This window comes from Cupriavidus sp. SIMBA_020 (assembly GCF_046535395.1).
Lineage (GTDB): Bacteria > Pseudomonadota > Gammaproteobacteria > Burkholderiales > Burkholderiaceae > Cupriavidus > Cupriavidus campinensis.
The window spans coordinates 1-342 of sequence record NZ_JAWRWU010000200.1 but is presented as its reverse complement, the minus strand read 5'-3'; the positions used below and the strand labels follow the sequence as shown (position 1 = coordinate 342).

Here is a 342-nt window from a genome sequence, read left to right as displayed (position 1 = left end):
CGTCCTCGTGGATCGGCTCTGGCCTCGCGGTCGCAGCAAGGAGAGATTGGCGCTCGACCAATGGGCGCGCGACATCGCGCCAAGCGCCGCCTTGTGCGAATGGTTCGGACACAAGCCGGAGCGATGGGAAGTCTTCCAGCAACGCTATCGGCACGAACTCGATGCTGAGGAACTTCGAGGACGCATGCGGTCGCTCCTGGCTGATGCGAAGGGACAACCCATTACGCTGGTGTACGGCGCGAAGGACGAGGAGCATAACCAGGCCATCGTGCTGCGAGACGTCCTCGCGCATTTCGCGGCGGAATCAAACCGCTAAACCTTTCGGATCCACCACGTATGCGC

General features: G+C 62.0%; 1 protein-coding gene. It reads left to right on the top strand.

Annotated features, from left to right (window positions below):
- Nucleotides 1-316 (top strand): DUF488 domain-containing protein (locus SB751_RS28810; protein ID WP_410748885.1); only part of this gene is annotated, 316 nt, incomplete at its 5' end.
- Between the last annotated feature and the right edge of the window lie 26 nt (nt 317-342).